This is a genomic window from ANME-2 cluster archaeon, from assembly GCA_014237145.1.
In the GTDB taxonomy this organism is placed as follows: Archaea; Halobacteriota; Methanosarcinia; order Methanosarcinales; family Methanocomedenaceae; genus Methanocomedens_A.
Genome location: JAAXOC010000110.1, coordinates 53,758 through 70,081 on the forward strand (window position 1 = coordinate 53,758; position 16,324 = coordinate 70,081).

Below are 16,324 nucleotides of genomic sequence, written 5' to 3' on the forward strand. Positions count from 1 at the left end.
ACTCAGTATAATCTCCTCTTTTCACAATTTTGCCCCGCACTCAAGACAGAACTTCTGTTCATCCTCAACCTCTATGCCGCAGTTTGGGCACTTCTTCGTACCTGCGCCAATAGTTGACCGCTCGACATTAGAATCCTTAATGTGGATGCTTACATTGTTGGCATTATTTGCAATACTACTCCTACGCACCCAGCTATCCTCTATTACCACATTTCCATCGCATATTCCATTAATATCGCAGGCGCCTAAAAGGTTGCTCCGCATTATTTGGGAATCTTTGATGGAGACATTGAATACAGGTGCGAGTTTTCCAAGAGCTTCTCCTCTTTTTGAAAAATTTCGTCCAAGCTCAGCAAACAAACCTATTATATCTTCCTGATCCGGAGCTGCCACAAAGATTTCAATTCTTTCAGTCTCTTTGCTTACACTTGCCTTGATTACAAGATCGATCATCTTAACCTTTGTCTTTCCGTAGTACCATGTCTCATAGGTCTTGTCATCAGTAGTCTTAAAAGTCCTCACATGGCGCACATCATGCATTTGGATGACCTCGCGGCACAGTGTCAGTGCCTTATTTATACTAACTCCACTGGGCAGTAAAAATTCCTTACTGCTCTGGGCAGGAAGCGAGGCAACAAGTTCCTTCAGCCTGCCAATATTTATGTCCTGCTCGGTTTTGAACAATGGGCATACGATTGGAATTTTTACAGGTTCCATTCTAACCAAATCAGGTTTACCATAAGCATCTTTGTAGTCAATCCTGCAATTAATTACCCCACCCTTCGAGCAGATTAAGCCCTCAAAATACAATACGATTGTTTTATCGCCATTTGATGCTATATTTCCAAGCTGAATCTTTTCCTTTTTCATAGCATAAGTATTTGGTTCGTGATGATCGAATCTCAAGACGTTCTCATCATGCTCGATATCAAGGGAGACATCTGTGGCTGTAAGCTGCATTTTGTTTTGTACTGATATTTTAAGACGGATAAACCCATTGAAGAAATCATCTTTTCGGAGAACCACAAACTTATTGGAATCAGTCATAACCTTTTCACTTGGACTCGTAACACTTTCCCCTGCCGTCTCTATGTCTGTACTTATCTGGATTATTGCTGTATCCTCAGTCTTGTAGACTCTATCCAAAATATCTTTAAATTCTACAACGTAGTCGACTGGAACTTCTCCTTTTTCAGTTGGTTTTATGTTAACATTTATAGTTTTTTGCTTACCAGCCTCAAGTCTTTTGATAATTTTAAAGTCTCGCACCTCAAGAGCTGTTAAGAAAGTAATCGTTATGGCTACGGCATGAGCAGTTCCCTTGTTTGTTACTATTAAATCCCGATGTTTCCAGGCTTTGTACTCCATCTTTGGTGGCAGTTCTATGCTAATTGAAGGCTTGCTTTCGTCAATTAATTGTTCAGTTGTGCCCCTACTCTTATTAGCGTAACTTATCGCACTGTTGTAATCATTTGCATCAAAAGCAGACTGTGCTTTGGTGTTTAGTTCTTCACCACTCTGCACTGTGACGCCAAGCTTTTTGGCTTTTTCCAGTGAATTTTTCGCAATTTTTATTTTTTCTGCTGTATCAGTTCGCAACTGCTCTAACTCTCTCTGCTTGCGTGCCTGTTCTGCTTTTTGTTGTTCATAATCCTTCACTGCAATATTTATATTTTCACTGCATTTGTGTGCATACTCTTTAGCAGTTGCAAAATGTCCTGCATCAACTTCTTTTCGTGCGTCCTGCAACAATTGTTGAATACTCTGTTGAATATTCACGCCTCTGTTCATCGCATCCTGTAAATCAATTTCTACATCTTGAATGGCTGACTTTGCTTTTTCTAGCGGTGAATAGTTTTTAGTAGGTATAAAATTAGGTTCTAATGCTGAACGTTTTGCTGGCTTATGTGACTTTTGGGATGAAGTTTGTATCACTTCCGGCGCCATTCTCCTTCTTTTTCCAACAGCGACAATGCCACCTAATACAATCATAGCGCCTACCCCAATAAATAACCAGTTTGTATCATTTATATCACTTGTGGCTGGTATGGAATTAACGTTTAACAGATGGACACCATTGCCCCCAACTGCAAGAAAAGATCCGTCAGGAGAGGTTGAAACACTATGGACAAAAAAAGGTGTGTTATAAGTCCATAGTTTTTTGCCATTTCGGTTAAAGAAGTGGACTAAGCCGCCATTGCCTCCTGCTGCCACAAAGGAGCCATCTGTTGAGATAGAAACTCCCCAGATATCCTCATGCTTTATATTTCCCCAGAAATCTTTCTTCGCATTATAATTCCAGAGTTCAGCGCCATTATGGTCTAATAGGTAGATATTTCCATTCGTACCTCCTGCTGCCACATAGGAACCATCAGCAGATATGGAAATTTTTTGGACACTTCTGTCATCATTTATAGCATATAAATCATAGTTCCAGAGTTTTTTACCATCGCCATTAAAGAGATATATATCAGAATCCATTACAGCGGCGATAGAAGAACCATCTGCAGATATAGCGATGTCGTCTACTTCATGAACTGTATCATAAGTCCAAAGTATTTCACCATTGAGATTGAAAAGGTAGATGGTCCCATTTGGATGGTTTCGCCAGTCACCACTACCGACTGCCACATAGGCTCCATCTGAGGACATTGCGATGCCATTAACTTTATCAGATATATTATAGTTCCATAGTTTCTCACCATCAAGATTAAACAGATAAACATTGTTATTATCCCAACCAACTCCCGCTGCCACATAAGAACCATCGTCGGATATAGCGACATCCCAAACAGCATATTCCATTTTATAGTTCCATAATTTTTCACCATTATTATTGAGGAGGATAACATTACCCATCTGTTCACCATAGCTATCACCACTACCAACCGCAATATAGGAACCGTCAGCAGACATGGCGACATCCCAAGCAATCTGATCAAGTTCATAATTCCAATCGAAGTAATCTATTGGCTCTGTAGCTACTACACCTTGGACTTGACAAATAATAAGAATTAAAAAAAATAGTGATTTTTTACTTAATGACATATTCATAATACCCCATGAAGTTGGTTTAATTTCAAGTCTTATTATGTTCTTCCCACAGTTTATACACTTGCGGACACCCATACCAATATTTAACCGTTAGATGTCGTATATTTTACTTAAAAACACGTGTTTACTACCAATATATAGATTTATTTCCAAATATCAATACCCTTTTTTTTTCAATCCATCTTCCCCCCACACTCCCCACAGAACTTCGCCTGCACCGGCACCATAGCCCCGCAGTGTGGACACTTCCTCAACTTCGCACCAGAACTTGCACCTACCCCTGCCGATACCGGCTTGGCCGCATCCATCAATTTAGCATCCAGTTCCTGCCTTCGGTAAGCATCCTTGCGCTCCCTGTCCTCAACCCCCTTCATAAACTCAACCTTTTCATCTTTCGCTTTTGCCTCGCTTTCCCTAACCTTAGCCAGCGCCTCGATCTGCTCCGCCGAAAGATTACTCAACTCACGCCCTTCACTAATAGTCTTCGCAACATCGGCACCGTCCGCCTCAGTAACAGTCTTCATATACTCCATATCCCGGCCGTGCTCTCTATCCTTCATATCCTGCTCAACCTCAAGCTCGGCACGCATACCCCTGGCCTTTGAAAGGTGCATCTCCTCCTTTAGCTTCAATGCCTCACGGGCCGCCTTGATATCTGCCTCGTCCTCTCGCTGCTCTCTTTCAATCTGTGCCCGAACATCTTTAAGCTCCTGCTCCCGCCTGAAATCCTTTTCAACTGATATGGGAGCATGTCTGGCCCGTACTCCAGCCACATCCACCCTGCCTTCCCTTTCCAGTCCCCCCTCCTTCGAGATAGTATCAAGTTCAGCCAGTTCTTCCCCTGTCTGGAACTCCTGGTGAGCTTCAAGTATAGTCTTGTATTCGCCAAGGTCCCACTCTGCCGTATGTTTCAACAGTTCCAGGCCCCACATATCCAGTGTCTGTTCAAGCTGGGATTCCAGTTCATTCTCGATTGTGATCTGCAAGTCCCGGTTGCCGTATATATCTTCCATAGGCATACGGCTGATCTCAGGTTCAAGTACCCGTGTCAATACCTCGCTCTGCAGGCGTGCGTATATATCCCGGACTCCAAGGGCACGTTCACCTTTCTTATCAGTAGTTGAATAAGCATATACCATTGAAAAGAACCGTTTTATATCCCCTATCTTGAAACGAATTAACCCGCTGCAACCAAGTTTCTGTTTATCTGCTGTCCAGAGTTCACCCATGTTCCAGTTAAGGTCTTTGGGCGAAGTGTCCATTATGACTACATCCACGTCCTTTAAAAAATTCCCGGGTTTCAGCAATCCGCCGACACGGATCTTCCCGCTGTCCAGTACATCTGTTACCTCGCCGTTCTTGACTATCACAGCTTTTTCATTAGGCTGGATGATCAGGTCCTTTTTAAGGATACCACCCACCTGGTTTTTCGGTATATTCCTGGCAATATCACTTACATCTCGCAACCATTTCCGGGCCATTCTCTGTAAACCTCCTTGATATTATTAATGAGAAAATATTATATATAATGTTTTCTATTGTATACAATTGAAGACAAGGAGGTAGTCACATCACCATAAGATCACATGCAATCAGTGCAAGGGTGTCCGGGGACCTGAAAAATTACCTCGATGCTCTTGTCGAACGCGGAATTGCAATAAACACCTCTGAGGCTGTCAAGATATGTATCAGGTATGCTAAACAAAAAAAGATGGAGGAGGAACTTTAAATGGGATTGTTAAGTAAAAAAATATCACCGGATGAACTGAAAACAAAATTGTCTATCCACGAGCAGCGGCTCACAGCCAGGGAAAACGAACTAAAGAAAAAGAAAGACAGATCCAGGGAAGAGTCAAAACAGGCCCTGGCGTCCGGTAACGACAGAGAGTACAGGGTATCTTCACGCAGGTACAGCATGCTTGACGGGCAGGTCGGCACCATAAGCAATATGGTGGAGATGGCACAGAGCATGACCGATGTCATAGAAATGCAGCAGGGTCTGAAAGAAGTAGTGGAGATCGGGAACGACCTGGGCAAATACCAGAAGCAGCTGGGTATCAATACCGGACAACTTGAAGGTGCTATCACAAATATCAGGACAAGCATGGAGAAGGTCAACGTTGCTACTAACACCATGACATCAGCCATGGATGCAGCTATGAGCGGGGGCCAGGAACTGACTGATGTGCAGGACAGTTTAAGAGCCGAACTGATGGCTGAGATCGAAGGCGATTCAGTCGATAAGCAGGAACTGGACAAGCAGATCAAGGAAGAGTTGAAGCAGTAAATATTTCTGGGCGAATGCATTATTTGCTCCCTGGAAAGGAAAGTGGTCTATGGCAAGCGATATTGACTTAGATAATGAAATATCTGTAACACCTGAACAGATCATCTGGATGTTAAGTTCATGTGACAAGGACTTTATTATTGATATTCCAACCATATTGATCAACAATGCAGATCGAATTGATTTTAATGAATTGATCAATATTGCTTTTGAAGCTGGATCAGGTTACAGTTTACTTGCGCTTATCGATGTGGCAAATAAGTTGGAGCACAATGATGCTTTTTTCAAGGTACTGTCCCGGCAGTATCCTTCTAACATTGAGGGAAATGTAATTGAAGATAATATTTTTCCAGTCCATAAGTTCAGGCAGCTGATAAAGCGGTCTTTTTTAGAGAGGATCGAGGAGCGGTGGAATGTTCGTATTGCTTTCACATTTGATGATTTCTATAAAATATACCGTGACTATCATCTGCTGCCTGTGCATGGTGAGGGATTAAGGAAATATTTTGGTGATATTATTGAGATTTAAAGCGAATCAATTTCGGTATCAGAGAATCTAATGAAAATATTTACATTATAGTCTACTGAATAACAATCAATAAAATATTAACCTCATATAAACGCGATAAACACAGATAGGATGCAGCAAATCTGCGTTCATTTGCGTTTATCTGCGGTTCGATTTCCCATAAGTTTGGTGGGAGACTATAATACTCACGACAGTATCGTTTAGAAAAGCAATTTAAAGAAATACAAATAAGGAATAAAAAATGCCCACATCATCATCCCTCTCTGCCGAAGCCCGTGGCCTTGCAAAAGCAGCAAAAACAGCAGAGCAGGCTGGAAATATCGAAAAAGCACGTTCACTATACCTCAAGGCAGCAGACAAGTTCAACCAGGCCTCCTCCCTTAACCCTGAGAAGCTGGATAAGAACACCCAACACGGTCTGGCAAAACATTTCTATGAACACGGCCGCTCGCTGGGCAAACAACCAGCTTCAATTGGAGGCAGTTCCGGGTCACTGGACGAACCCATTCTCTCAAAAGATGAACTGATAGTAAGTGAAAAACCCGACATCGGATTTAGTGACATAGGCGGCCTTGATAGCGTAAAAGAAGATATGAAAAAAGCCATCATCTATCCCTTCACGCATAAAAAACTCTACGATTACTATAATCAAAAACCAGGTGGGGGCGTACTTCTCTACGGACCGCCCGGGTGTGGCAAGACCATGATCGCAAAAGCAGCAGCATCCGAGTGTGATGCTGATTTCATCAATGTTGAGACCAGTACCATAATGAGCAAATGGGTCGGTGAATCCGAAAAAAGCATTAAACAGGTATTCTCGATTGCCAGGGAATGCAACCGTGCGATCATATTTTTCGATGAGTTCGATGCAGTGGCTGGAAGACGCGGGGAGTTAGAGGATTATGCCAAGCGCATAGTCAATGAACTGCTCCAGCAGATGGACGGCATGGACAAAAATGATAACATCCTTGTGCTTGCAGCAACCAACGAACCGTGGGCTATCGATCCTGCACTACGCCGTCCCGGCAGGTTTAAAAAACTGATATTCATACCACCACCCGACCTTGAAGCAAGAAAAGCGATATTCAATATTTATCTTCAAAAACTTCCACTCGAAAACAATGTAGACGCTGGAACTCTGTCAAATAAGACAGATATGTATTCAGGAGCAGATATAAAGGCCATTTGTGACGATGCGGCAGAGATACCATTACAGGAAGCATTGGAAGGGAAAGAAGCTAGGAAGATAGCTCTAAATGATTTTAGTACTGTACTCTCAAGTAGAAGGTCTTCCATCATACCATGGCAGAGGCTGGCAGTGGAGCAGGTAAGGAAAAGCGGTGAGGAAAATATTTTCAAAGAGATTATCGAACTTGAAAAATAAAACCTGAAAGTTGATGACATAATATTCCCGTGTGGACATTACTTCTCCTTTTTTGCAATACTCCCTATTCCCATCCACTCCCCGGCTCATGGACAGCAGGTATATTCATTCATTCAGCCGGCGTAATATTCCTCCATTTCCTGCCCTCCGAACCCATGCTACCCATACTACTCGAATCCACAAGGCTGGCTGCTGGTCAGTTGCACAGGGCGGGCGTCAGGTGAAGTGCAGCTAAAGTTTAGTTTTACCATGAAAAGCACTCACTGTAAATGTCACCGATTAAGAAGGAATCAGGTAAGGTTAAAGAGCAAAAGGCTGATGCAGACCGGGAATTTCTTGAACAGATGAAACAGCGGAGCACATTAATAGTATGTATTGATACCAATATTGCCATTTATATTTTGTATCTAATATTTGCTTACGTGGATGCCTCATTTTATTGATACAGAAATTATATTGACGCCATAGGCTTAAACAGGTTAACGAAAGAAAACTTAATAAACTATAATGTTTAATATACATATTGGCAAAAGTCGAGTATGATTTATCCCCTCATATCCCGTTCATAAACTTGGCTTTTGCCCTCTTTTCCAATATATTATTTTCACATTCATTCTGTGAGTACGGATTGTTACAACAGGCCGTAATGTTCAATGTTCCAGTTGGCAATATCCTGTATCTTGGATATCTCCTCTTTTCCGCCTTCCATTGTGAACAAGTGCTTGAACCTACCCTGTGCTTTGAGGTATTCTTCCACAGGCTTTGGCTTTTTTACCTTCCTGACTGAAGTTATCTCACCATCTTCTACCTCGTACAAAGGCCACAGTGCAGTCTCGACTGCCAGTTTACCGATCTCCACAGTCTTAGAGGTATCAAACCTCCAGCCCGTTGCACAAGGAGCATGGGCATGGATATAAGTAGCCCCCTCAATGTCCACTGCCTTTTTGACCTTGCGCATCATATCCTTTGGATAGGAGATAGACGTGGTGGCCACATAAGGCGAACCGTGGGCAAGTATAATGGCAGGCATGTTCTTCTTGGGCCTGGAGTTGCCAAAACTCTGGCTGCCAGGCGGGCTGGTTGAAGTTGAAGCATTAAATGGAGTGGCTCCACTGCGCTGTACACCTGTGTTCATGTATGCCTCGTTATCGATACACACATAGGTGATATCGTCACCGCGCTCGAAAGCCCCTGATATTCCAAGTATTCCTATATCCACTGTAGCGCCGTCGCCACCCATGGCTATGACTTTTGTATCACCTTTACGTCCAAGTGCCCGCAAGGCCGCCTCAATACCCGAAGCTACAGATGCGGTGTTCTCGAACAATGAATGTATCCAGGGCACTTCCCAGGCTGATTCAGGGTACGGTGTGGTCATCACTTCCAGACAGCCGGTGGGATTTACAACTATGGCATCGTATCCTACCGCTTCCAGTACGAAATTTGCTGCCATTGCATCGCAACAGCCCGCGCATCCCCTATGTCCAGGTGCCAGTCTGCTCATAAGAGTTCACCTCGCAGATCAGCATATTCACTTTCAACCTTAATACCGGATTTTATAGCCTGTGCGGCCTTATCAATGATCATTTGAATGGTGCTCATCGGAATATCCCGCCCGCCGTGTCCCAGCATGAAACCCATCACAGGTACATTGATATCTGTATTATATAAGCAGGATTTAACCTCGGTAAACAAGGCACCTTCGTTCAGGCCAACTGAAATGTTCTTATCCAGGGTCACGACTATGGCAGCATCTGAGATCGCACTAGGTATGACTTCCACCGGGAAAGGCCTAAATGTCCTGACCTTGATCAGGCCCACCTTGATACCCTGGCTGCGGGCTTTATCAATTACATCCTTAATAGTGCCCACCACCGAGCCCATTGCCATTAACAGGATCTCGGCATCCTCTGCCATATATGGTTCAATGAGTCCGCCGTAGTAACGGCCGAATATCGTCTTGAAATCCTCGGCAGCCTTCTCTATCTTACCAAGGGCTACATCCATTCCTTTTTGTTGCAGGTACCTGAATTCCGTATAGGCGGACGGATCAGCAAAAGTGCCAAATGACAATGGGTTACGGGTGTCAAGCACATGCTCCGGGTCATAGGTAGGCAGGAACTCATCAGTCAGGTCCTGCTCAAGTAATATCACAGGTTCAAATACATGTGAAAGGATGAAACCGTCCATGCAGACCATGGCTGGCAGCATGACATCTTTGTCCTCTGCTATTTTGAAGGACTGGGCTGTCATATCGCTCATTTCCTGGATATTTTCCGCATATAACTGTATCCAGCCCGTATCACGCTGGGATATGCTGTCCTGGTGATCATTCCATATACTGATGGGTGCACTCACGGCCCGGTTTACTACTGTCATAACAATCGGCAGTCGCATACCTGAAGCATTGAACAGCACTTCGTGCATCAGTTCCAGTCCCTGGGAAGATGTGGACGAATATGTCCTGGCGCCCGTAGCACTGGCACCTACCAGTGCGGAAAGCGCAGAGAACTCGCTCTCTACATTTATATATTCACAATTGGGTATTTTACCATCGGCCATGAACTGAGACAGGTCTTCTACGATATGGGTCTGTGGTGTGATGGGATATGCCGATATTACATTGGGCCTGCAAACCTTTACAGAATGGGCTATTGCATAAGAACCTTCTACCACTGTCATTTTACCAGACATATTATTTCTCCTCCAGCACCATTTCTATGGCATCCTTGGGACATTCATTGGCACAGATGCCGCAGCCTTTACAGTAATCATAATCAAAGATAACGTACTTGTCTTCCTGCTCTTGGATACTGCTGTCCGGGCATAACAATGAACACAGCCCGCATTTGACACACTTATCCTTATTGTACAGGGGCCTGAAATTCCTCCAGCCACCGGTCTTATTGACCCTGGTAGTACCGGGCTTTACAGCTCCACCGATCGTGACCTTCATTGTCTCGCCTCCATGCGGAGATAAGCTTCAAGCACGGCCTGGGAATTCTTTTCGCCCACTTTACCGGGGAAGCGTTCAGCTACAGCATTCTGGATGCTTTTAACTTTGATTTCGCCTGTGGCGCCAGCAAAAGCACCCAGCAGAATGGTATTAACAATGGGACGGCCAATAATGTCAAGGGCAATCCTGGTTGCATCTATTGTTATGACCTCTGCTTCTGTGTCAAGGTCAAAGGTATCAGGTGAAAACTCAGTGTTTATCAATATCTTACCGTCAGGCTTAGCACCCGATGCCACGTCCACTGTCTCGATGAGTGTGGCATCCTGTACGATCACATAATCAGGTTCGTATATCTGGCTGCGAAGCCTGATGGGTTGTTCGCTGATTCTTGTAAAAGCCATTATCGGAGCGCCCCTCCGCTCCACTCCGAAGGCAGGGAATGCCTGGGAATATTTTCCATCTTCAAATGCTGCAACTGCCAGCAGTTCGGCGGCAGTAACTGAACCCTGTCCTCCACGGCCATGGATACGTATTTCCTTCAAGTAAAGCTTCCTCCAAATTATTATAAAATGTGTTGTTTTCTTAACAGATGATGATAAGTGATTCGTAATTGTTTAGTTATTATTTATTACTTATGATAGATTAAGGGACTTAGGGGGCTTAATGAACAAAAAGGTAATGTTCGAAATCTTTTTTAACACTTCTAACGTAACTTAGTCCAATGCGACTTGACCTACACATCCATTCATGTTATTCCAAGGATTGCGCCTCACCGGTAGCAGCAATCCTAAAACAGGCTATTAGGGCAGGACTTAACGGAATTGCTATTTGTGATCATGACACAGTGGAAGGATCGCTTGAAGCCAGGCGTCTGGTAGATGAGATGGGGCTTGACCTGGTGGTAATTCCCGGGATTGAAGTAACAACTAACCGTGGTCATCTGTTGGTATTGGGTGCAGATAAAGCGTTCCCAATAAATTCTGACCCAAACGACATTATTAAAATGGCCAGGGAGCGTGATTGTCTTATCGTGGCACCCCATCCCTACAAGGGCTACCCAAAAAGTTTAGGCGATGTATCTGACCTGGACGTGGATGCAATCGAGGTCCTGAACTCCAGGTTCATCCTTGGTAAATTCAATAAAAGGGCAGTGAAAATGGCAGAAGCCCTGGGTCTGCCTATGCTGGGCAACAGTGATGCTCATTTTGTAGAGATGGTGGGCAGGGCTTACACTGAAATTGACGCTAATCCGTCGGTTGAGGCCGTATTTAAAGCAATAATGGACAAAAAAACTGTGGTACATGGTACCAGGACTCCACTTGGAGTTCAGTTCTACCAAGCATGCCTGGGAGTTAAAAGAAGGATGCTGAACCTTATATATGAATGAAAGATGCTGAATAGTAATGACGGATAAAAGAAATCATTCATTGATCTAAAAACAATTTAAAAAAAAAGAAGGGAAGATAGAATAACTATCTTCCGGATGGCAGTTAAAATTTAATTCTTGATTTTCCTTATCACAAATAACATAGCCAGTGATGTCAATGCAGCCAAGACTCCAAACCCTGGAGTCCCTGATGTTCCCTCGTCACCTTCGGTTGTAGTGTCCGCAGGCCCTGATGTGTCAGTATCGACCGGAGTCGTTGCTGTTGCATCTGGTGCATCTGGTTCATCTGCTACCATCGGGTGGCATACAGAACACTTTAAACCAGTACTGGAGGTTTTAAGAGCTATCTGGTTGTATCCGTGAAGTGTTTCAACATTGTGGCATAGTATACATTCCGGGATCATGATCTTTTCCGTAGCCTGGTCTATATGACATTTTTCACATGCCACATCAGGAATATGGATAAAGTGAGGAATCTCACTTGCACTCACATTGACAGAACCAGGCCTATGACATTTGTAACATGAATTCGGATCAGAAGCCTCGCCATGAAGCACTGCAACATCAGAAGAGACGTGGCAGCCCTGGCAGACAATTATATCGCCCGCACCTGTAACTGGTGAAACAATATTCGCTGCTGAACCATGGCACGCACTACAGGATTCTGTTGGTCCACCGTGAACGTCCAGCAGGTCACCGTGGCAGTGTGCACACAGAGTATCTGACATCATTTCCAAATGTAAACTATCAAGCCCTACATGGCAGTACGAACAATCCTCAGTTTGTACCTTTTTAATGTGAACATTATGTATCGAACCTGTATGGCATTTGTAACATGAAGGATCTCGATCGGTTAATGTTGCACCGTGACATCCTTGGCATGTGGCTGATGTCATTTCATGTATCACATGCGTATCTAGATTATGGCAGACCGCCTTACAGTTCGTGTCTTCTGCCATTTTGCTTACTGTATCATATTCTGGCCCTTCTGCTTGAACCGCAGTGACCATTGAGAATATTACTATTAATAATAGCAAAGCTTTGATTTGCTTCAAATTTTCTCCTCCTTTTATTATTTTGTATTTAATAATTGATTTCCATCTCCCTTATGCTATTATTAACTTTTCGTTTTAATCATAGCATAAAGTAGGTACTCATTATTGTCAAGTGTTCACCTGAATACAATCAGTGGTCTTTTCTCCCGTGGTTTTTTCTCATGTTCTTCGTGTGCACCCTCAACAATTTCTACATATTCGTTCATAGTTTCCTTACCGGTTAAGAACAGGGCCTTAACATTTTGTGACATCCTCGGATCAGTTCCCAGGAATCCCAGATGAATGATGAGTTCAAGCACGAACCAGTATGTTGCCCACAAGTGTAATGACCTGATCAACTGCACCCCGCTCATGCCGATAATTGCAGCTGCACTACCGGTTATGTCATTAACGAACCAGGCCATGAAATTATTCCATACAGGTATATCAAAATTCACAAATCCGAATTTCAGGTCTATCATTATGATTCCTGTCAGTCCGATAAAGAGAATGGCCATTGCTTCAAATACCACCATCAGTTTATAGCCCGGATGAAGTTTATTTTTATAATGACCAGTGGTTTTATCGTAAATCGTGTATTTTGGATATTCCTCTGGTGGTTTAAATACGCCAACAATGGCTTGATAAAGCCTGGTAAAATCTTTCAGGCCGAATAAGTCATTCAACAGGTGACCGCTGGTTATCAGATTGAACGGTATAAATGACCAGTTGATCACCAGGAACAGGATACCTGCAATCACATGGATCAGACGGAGAGTTTGATATGACATCAAATCCCATGCATGTAAGCTACAAGTATTGAACTGTATAGCCATGTACAGTCCTGTAATTAAAAGCAGAACACAAGTTATCATATGTGACTGGTGAGCTATCATATCCCTCAGTCTATACCGTCTTCCTACAACATCATTATCAAAGTTTTGATTTCCCTGCATACACATCCTCCATTTCAAACATATAATTGTAAATCACCGATTTGGAAGCTCAATACACTCCACAAACGTACACAGATGTTTTACTCTATATTTATCAGATTATATTTTTGTAGATTACATTGTTAGATATAGTTTTCGTTTAAGTTCTGCTGAATCGCTTATATTATACTCTCATATACCCTGTCAATCTATCAAATGTGCTTGATAATATGGGGTGCCTCGGGAATAATCAACTCCTTTAAGGCAAGCTCTACCGCTGCCGGTGATCCGGGTAAACAGAATACCACGCATCTACCCACAATCCCGGCAGATGCCCTGGAGAGCATAGCAGCAGTCCCTACGTCTTCCAGGCTTTTCAGCCTGAACAGTTCGCCAAAACCGGGAATGGTCTTGTCAAAAAGTGGTTCCACCGCTTCCAGGGTCACGTCTTCGGGCGCAAGTCCGGTGCCGCCACTGATAACGATAGCATCGACATCCACACCCATGTCTGCATCTATATCTGTGCCTGTCAGTTCCCGGACATGCCAGGCAATCAAGGTCTCATCATCAGGCAGCAGTGAATATGTCTTTACATCAAAACCTGAACCTGATATCAGGTCTATCATGACCGTTCCTGATATGTCATCAGCAAGCTGGGGCCTGGATACACTGCCATAGGTCTCATACCTGGATGTGCTCACTGTGATAATTGCGAATTTCACTGATGCAGGAGCATTCTTCTTGTGTATTGCAGGCGTATCGTCCCAGGGCATGAAGAGATTTATGTGTCATGGATTATATGAACTAATCTATTCTATGCAGATAATAGCTATTGACGTAGGAATGGGTACACAGGACATACTGCTGTATGACGATGCACAGCATATTGAGAATAATATCAAGATGGTGCTCCCCTCCCAGACCCGGATAATTGCACAGCGTATCAGCCATGCCACAGGCGCAGGGCATGATATCTTCCTCACTGGTACTACCATGGGCGGCGGTCCATCGGGCAAGGCCATACGTGAACATATCAAGACGGGGTTGAAAGTTTATGCCCGGCCGGATGCTGCCCTGACCCTGCACGATAACCTGGAGAAAGTGACGCAAATGGGTGTGACGCTGGTGGGCGAGGAGGAGTCTGTACCCGGGGGGGCAGAGCAGATCGAAATGTGCGATGTGGATACCCATGCCCTTGGCACAGCACTGGAGCTGTTCGAGACACAACTGCCCAGGGACTTCGCAGTGGCGGTCCAGGACCACGGTGAAGCTCCTGACATGAGCAATCGCGTGTTCAGGTTCCGGCATTTCAGGGAGCTGCTAAAGCAAGGCGGTGAACTGGAGCGCTTCGCCCATTTGAATAAGGTGCCCCCTCACCTTTCCAGGATGCAGGCAGTCATAGAGACCTTGAAACAGCCCGGGAATAATGTACTGCTCATGGATACGGGGCCTGCTGCCATTTGCGGGGCGCTGGCAGGCAAATCCGGCGACCCGGTAGCTGTAGTGAACATAGGCAACGGGCATACCCTGGCTGCCGTGGTGGCCGGGAACAGGATGCTGGCATTGTTCGAGCATCACACCCGGTATGTGGATGCACAAAAGATTGATGGACTTATCAGGCGGTTATGTGATGGAGAACTTGGTTTCGATGACATTTTCAACGATGGTGGGCATGGTTGTTATATCCAGCAGGCCGTGGGGTTCTTAAACATCGAATCAGTGATAGTGACAGGTCCCAACCGCCAGATCATGGAAGATTCGGCGCTTGATGTGGAATTTGCAGCACCTCACGGAGATATGATGCTTACCGGATGTTTCGGGCTTGTAGAAATGTTTGGGAAGAATATGGAAAAGACCATTGTTGCAAATGATGAGTAAAAGAAATAAAGAATGATGAGGCAGACCAACCCTTTTTTGTATCTATTTCAAAAAGTATGGTAAAATGCAAAATAAATATAGACATAGATTTCACAGATTACACTGATTTCACTCGTCATCTATTTTTGGATCGTTCTCTATCTGTTTTACAAGATAATGGACTACAAGGATGATGCCCGCCATGACCCCATGCTGAATGAGGATATTGCGGCGGCGCTGGGTCTTGCCACAAGGAGGAACTGGCAGATATCAAGAAGACTGCATTGAAGATAAATAATATTCTCAAGTCATACCTGGATGGGAAGGGACTTCTGCTGCCGTCCCATTTGTTTTGGATAATGATCTTTTTCAATCTGTGTATTTGCAGATATCTGTGAATGCAAATCTTTATGTGTCCAAATATCCTACAATATAAGCAATTAAGGTGATCTCATGCCCACAATCACAGTATCAATGCCTGACAGATTCAACAGAATTAAAAAAGAATTCCCTGAAATTAACTGGAACGAAGTAATGAAAGCAGGGATACTGAAACGTCTGGATGAGTTAAAAAAGTTCGAAGAACTTAAAACCAGAGGTGCGTTGTGAATGGTAAATGTGGTATTGACTGTACCTGACCATGTGAAAAATGAAATTGGTCTGTTTCCATGGGTCAACTGGTCTGAAGTTGCCAGGGAAGAAGTTCTTAAAAAAGATATATTTGAAAGATATCTTAAAAGCGGAGGATTGACAGATGAAGACTGGGAATTCTGCGAAAAGATAGACTGGCATCCGGTTGATGAACTTCCGCTGAAGGACGAATTTATTAAAAGATTGAAGGAGGCCGAAAAAGGCAGATTTATTAAAGTGGGATCCCTTGATGAGCTGTTTGAGGACTGAG

The 16,324-nt window shown here is 43.9% G+C and carries 17 protein-coding genes; 8 read left to right on the forward strand and 9 right to left on the reverse strand.

Features of this window, described 5'->3' with window-relative positions:
• Positions 1 to 21 precede the first annotated feature (21 nt).
• Positions 22 to 3,129 (reverse strand): PQQ-binding-like beta-propeller repeat protein, encoded by a 3,108-nt coding sequence (locus tag HF974_15085; GenBank protein ID MBC2699622.1) that lies wholly within the window; start codon positions 3,127 to 3,129, stop codon positions 22 to 24.
• 98 nt (positions 3,130 to 3,227) lie between these two features.
• Entirely contained in the window at positions 3,228 to 4,535 is a 1,308-nt protein-coding gene (locus HF974_15090) for a hypothetical protein (protein MBC2699623.1), read from the reverse strand.
• A gap of 248 nt (positions 4,536 to 4,783) precedes the next feature.
• Here HF974_15090 and HF974_15095 point away from each other — a divergent pair, with 248 nt between their 5' ends.
• From HF974_15095 to HF974_15110, 4 genes are all read left to right on the forward strand, one after another.
• The gene (locus tag HF974_15095; GenBank protein MBC2699624.1) at positions 4,784 to 5,341 is read left to right on the forward strand and encodes a hypothetical protein; all 558 of its coding nucleotides are present in this window, start codon (positions 4,784 to 4,786) and stop codon (positions 5,339 to 5,341) included.
• Positions 5,342 to 5,390: 49 nt separating this feature from the next.
• On the forward strand, positions 5,391 to 5,870 hold the full coding sequence (locus HF974_15100) for a hypothetical protein (GenBank protein ID MBC2699625.1): 480 nt from the start codon (positions 5,391 to 5,393) through the stop codon (positions 5,868 to 5,870).
• Between the two features lie 241 nt (positions 5,871 to 6,111).
• On the forward strand, positions 6,112 to 7,254 hold the full coding sequence (locus HF974_15105) for an AAA family ATPase (GenBank protein MBC2699626.1): 1,143 nt from the start codon (positions 6,112 to 6,114) through the stop codon (positions 7,252 to 7,254).
• A gap of 269 nt (positions 7,255 to 7,523) precedes the next feature.
• The gene (locus tag HF974_15110) at positions 7,524 to 7,697 is read left to right on the forward strand and encodes a hypothetical protein (protein ID MBC2699627.1); all 174 of its coding nucleotides are present in this window, start codon (positions 7,524 to 7,526) and stop codon (positions 7,695 to 7,697) included.
• A gap of 188 nt (positions 7,698 to 7,885) precedes the next feature.
• On the opposite strand, the gene HF974_15115 is transcribed toward HF974_15110, so the two are convergent.
• The 4 genes from HF974_15115 to HF974_15130 are packed head-to-tail and all read right to left on the reverse strand — an operon-like array spanning position 7,886 to position 10,752.
• Positions 7,886 to 8,758 (reverse strand): pyruvate ferredoxin oxidoreductase, encoded by an 873-nt coding sequence (locus HF974_15115; GenBank protein ID MBC2699628.1) that lies wholly within the window; start codon positions 8,756 to 8,758, stop codon positions 7,886 to 7,888.
• Positions 8,755 to 9,948, reverse strand: coding sequence for a pyruvate ferredoxin oxidoreductase (porA, locus tag HF974_15120; protein MBC2699629.1), 1,194 nt, complete (start codon positions 9,946 to 9,948; stop codon positions 8,755 to 8,757). The genes HF974_15115 and porA overlap by 4 nt, the downstream gene beginning before the upstream one ends.
• 1 nt (position 9,949) lies before the next feature.
• Positions 9,950 to 10,210 carry a 4Fe-4S binding protein gene (locus HF974_15125; GenBank protein ID MBC2699630.1) on the reverse strand — a complete coding sequence of 87 codons (261 nt, stop codon included), beginning with the start codon at positions 10,208 to 10,210 and terminating at the stop codon, positions 9,950 to 9,952.
• Positions 10,207 to 10,752 (reverse strand): pyruvate ferredoxin oxidoreductase subunit gamma, encoded by a 546-nt coding sequence (locus HF974_15130; protein MBC2699631.1) that lies wholly within the window; start codon positions 10,750 to 10,752, stop codon positions 10,207 to 10,209. Before HF974_15130 ends, HF974_15125 begins: the two co-directional genes overlap by 4 nt.
• A gap of 179 nt (positions 10,753 to 10,931) precedes the next feature.
• Here HF974_15130 and HF974_15135 point away from each other — a divergent pair, with 179 nt between their 5' ends.
• Positions 10,932 to 11,597 carry a PHP domain-containing protein gene (locus tag HF974_15135; protein ID MBC2699632.1) on the forward strand — a complete coding sequence of 222 codons (666 nt, stop codon included), beginning with the start codon at positions 10,932 to 10,934 and terminating at the stop codon, positions 11,595 to 11,597.
• A gap of 110 nt (positions 11,598 to 11,707) precedes the next feature.
• Here the strand turns inward: HF974_15135 and HF974_15140 are convergent, their stop codons facing one another.
• The 3 genes from HF974_15140 to HF974_15150 all read right to left on the reverse strand — a co-directional run bounded on the left by HF974_15140 (position 11,708) and on the right by HF974_15150 (position 14,339).
• On the reverse strand, positions 11,708 to 12,652 hold the full coding sequence (locus HF974_15140) for a hypothetical protein (GenBank protein ID MBC2699633.1): 945 nt from the start codon (positions 12,650 to 12,652) through the stop codon (positions 11,708 to 11,710).
• Positions 12,653 to 12,768: 116 nt separating this feature from the next.
• Entirely contained in the window at positions 12,769 to 13,587 is an 819-nt protein-coding gene (locus tag HF974_15145; protein MBC2699634.1) for a hypothetical protein, read from the reverse strand.
• 191 nt (positions 13,588 to 13,778) lie between these two features.
• On the reverse strand, positions 13,779 to 14,339 hold the full coding sequence (locus HF974_15150) for a MogA/MoaB family molybdenum cofactor biosynthesis protein (protein ID MBC2699635.1): 561 nt from the start codon (positions 14,337 to 14,339) through the stop codon (positions 13,779 to 13,781).
• 43 nt (positions 14,340 to 14,382) lie between these two features.
• Here HF974_15150 and HF974_15155 point away from each other — a divergent pair, with 43 nt between their 5' ends.
• The 3 genes from HF974_15155 to HF974_15165 all read left to right on the forward strand — a co-directional run bounded on the left by HF974_15155 (position 14,383) and on the right by HF974_15165 (position 16,323).
• The gene (locus HF974_15155; protein ID MBC2699636.1) at positions 14,383 to 15,444 is read left to right on the forward strand and encodes a pyruvate formate lyase-activating protein; all 1,062 of its coding nucleotides are present in this window, start codon (positions 14,383 to 14,385) and stop codon (positions 15,442 to 15,444) included.
• A gap of 432 nt (positions 15,445 to 15,876) precedes the next feature.
• Positions 15,877 to 16,032 carry a hypothetical protein gene (locus HF974_15160; protein MBC2699637.1) on the forward strand — a complete coding sequence of 52 codons (156 nt, stop codon included), beginning with the start codon at positions 15,877 to 15,879 and terminating at the stop codon, positions 16,030 to 16,032.
• Positions 16,033 to 16,323, forward strand: coding sequence for a hypothetical protein (locus HF974_15165; protein ID MBC2699638.1), 291 nt, complete (start codon positions 16,033 to 16,035; stop codon positions 16,321 to 16,323).
• The last annotated feature ends 1 nt before the right edge of the window (position 16,324 follow it).

What these genes read in the sequence shown, in the direction of transcription:
- HF974_15085 (MBC2699622.1), bottom strand. Translation starts at nt 3,129, where the DNA reads ATGGGTGTCCGCAAGTGTATAAACTGTGGGAAGAACATAATAAGACTT.
- HF974_15090 (MBC2699623.1), bottom strand. Translation starts at nt 4,535, where the DNA reads ATGGCCCGGAAATGGTTGCGAGATGTAAGTGATATTGCCAGGAATATA.
- HF974_15095 (MBC2699624.1), top strand. Translation starts at nt 4,784, where the DNA reads ATGGGATTGTTAAGTAAAAAAATATCACCGGATGAACTGAAAACAAAA.
- HF974_15100 (MBC2699625.1), top strand. Translation starts at nt 5,391, where the DNA reads ATGGCAAGCGATATTGACTTAGATAATGAAATATCTGTAACACCTGAA.
- HF974_15105 (MBC2699626.1), top strand. Translation starts at nt 6,112, where the DNA reads ATGCCCACATCATCATCCCTCTCTGCCGAAGCCCGTGGCCTTGCAAAA.
- HF974_15110 (MBC2699627.1), top strand. Translation starts at nt 7,524, where the DNA reads ATGTCACCGATTAAGAAGGAATCAGGTAAGGTTAAAGAGCAAAAGGCT.
- HF974_15115 (MBC2699628.1), bottom strand. Translation starts at nt 8,758, where the DNA reads ATGAGCAGACTGGCACCTGGACATAGGGGATGCGCGGGCTGTTGCGAT.
- porA (MBC2699629.1), bottom strand. Translation starts at nt 9,948, where the DNA reads ATGTCTGGTAAAATGACAGTGGTAGAAGGTTCTTATGCAATAGCCCAT.
- HF974_15125 (MBC2699630.1), bottom strand. Translation starts at nt 10,210, where the DNA reads ATGAAGGTCACGATCGGTGGAGCTGTAAAGCCCGGTACTACCAGGGTC.
- HF974_15135 (MBC2699632.1), top strand. Translation starts at nt 10,932, where the DNA reads ATGCGACTTGACCTACACATCCATTCATGTTATTCCAAGGATTGCGCC.
- HF974_15145 (MBC2699634.1), bottom strand. Translation starts at nt 13,587, where the DNA reads ATGCAGGGAAATCAAAACTTTGATAATGATGTTGTAGGAAGACGGTAT.
- HF974_15150 (MBC2699635.1), bottom strand. Translation starts at nt 14,339, where the DNA reads ATGCCCTGGGACGATACGCCTGCAATACACAAGAAGAATGCTCCTGCA.
- HF974_15155 (MBC2699636.1), top strand. Translation starts at nt 14,383, where the DNA reads ATGCAGATAATAGCTATTGACGTAGGAATGGGTACACAGGACATACTG.
- HF974_15160 (MBC2699637.1), top strand. Translation starts at nt 15,877, where the DNA reads ATGCCCACAATCACAGTATCAATGCCTGACAGATTCAACAGAATTAAA.
- HF974_15165 (MBC2699638.1), top strand. Translation starts at nt 16,033, where the DNA reads ATGGTAAATGTGGTATTGACTGTACCTGACCATGTGAAAAATGAAATT.